Here is a 1,093-nt window from a genome sequence, read left to right as displayed (position 1 = left end):
GGAGGGAGAGCGGCAGGGTCAGCAGCAGCAGGGCCCCGGCCACACCGAGATCCGCCGCCCGCAACGCCGAGCCGCGGGGCGGCGGAGAACCACCGGAGGACCGGCGGTTACCAGCAGCCTGGAGCGATCCCGTCGCGCTGCGTCCGCCGCGCAGACCGAACTTCCGGGCGGGGCGATCACCGGGAGTCGCGGGTCGGGCAAAAGCATCCCGCGCCTCGGCAGGTGAACTGGGCATGAGCTTAGTCCCAAACTGGTTGATGTTCGGTAAACTCTAGAACAGTCTCCGGGTTCACAAACAATCTAAAAAAAGACAGGAACCTTCACAAACGCGAGGACGGGAAGGAGGAGGCTCGGTGTGAGGTGCGCCCTTCCGAGGCTCGGCCCTGTTACCGGCCAGCCCTGCAGCTTCCTTCGCAGGCGCGATGGGCTTCAATGGCACCGATACCCGGTGAGCCACCGCCGCCTGCTGGGTCGGCAATGGAAGGTTACTGGTCTTCTTCCATCGTCACGGCAACATCGGCATTCGCGGAAAGCCGCACGGTGCCGTCCTCGACCTCGGCAATCAAGCCGGTCGAAATATAGTGGTGATGCTGGTCGCCCGAGTCCTGCTTGGTCAGCTTGATGCGATGACCTTCGACATGGTCCACCGTGCCGACATGGACCCCGTCGGCGCCAATCACCTTGGCATGCTCCTTGATCTGGCTGAGATCGACCATGCGAACCATCCTTTGTTGTGTGCCGCGGTTAACGCCCGGTATGTGCCGCCGGTAGCATGGCCGGGGCACATCTTCTGCCCGATCAAACAGATGTGCTGTCGTCCTCATGAGGGCCGATAGGAGATTCAAACAAAAAAGGCCGGACGCGCGAGCGTCCGGCCTGTGCGCCGGCCCTCTGAGAAGGGCCCGGGCGGGGGTGTCCGCACCGGGCACCCGGGCTGGGCACCTGAAGCGGGTGGCCTCGAAGAGCGACCTGAGCCGGGATCGAGCGCCCGCCCCGGGTCCGGGGCCCGCGCCTGCCGGCGCCGGCCCCATCCGCCTCAGCCCTGCTTGCGGCGGCGCACCAGGCCCATGCCGAGCAGGCCCATGCCGAAGAG

The 1,093-nt window shown here is 66.1% G+C and carries 2 protein-coding genes; both read right to left on the bottom strand.

From position 1 onward, the window contains the following. Nucleotides 1–235 (bottom strand): hypothetical protein (locus tag ACFFIC_RS12175; RefSeq protein ID WP_377050626.1); only part of this gene is annotated, 235 nt, incomplete at its 3' end. Between the two features lie 250 nt (nucleotides 236–485). Continuing rightward, complete coding sequence (locus tag ACFFIC_RS12170; protein ID WP_377050624.1) at nucleotides 486–716, bottom strand: DUF2171 domain-containing protein; 231 nt, start codon at nucleotides 714–716, stop codon at nucleotides 486–488. Nucleotides 717–1,093 lie beyond the last annotated feature (377 nt).

Source organism: Muricoccus vinaceus (genome assembly GCF_042433125.1).
In the GTDB taxonomy this organism is placed as follows: Bacteria; Pseudomonadota; Alphaproteobacteria; order Acetobacterales; family Acetobacteraceae; genus Roseomonas; species Roseomonas vinacea.
The sequence above is the reverse complement of the archived record's forward strand: the minus strand, read 5'-3'. Positions and strand labels throughout refer to the sequence as shown.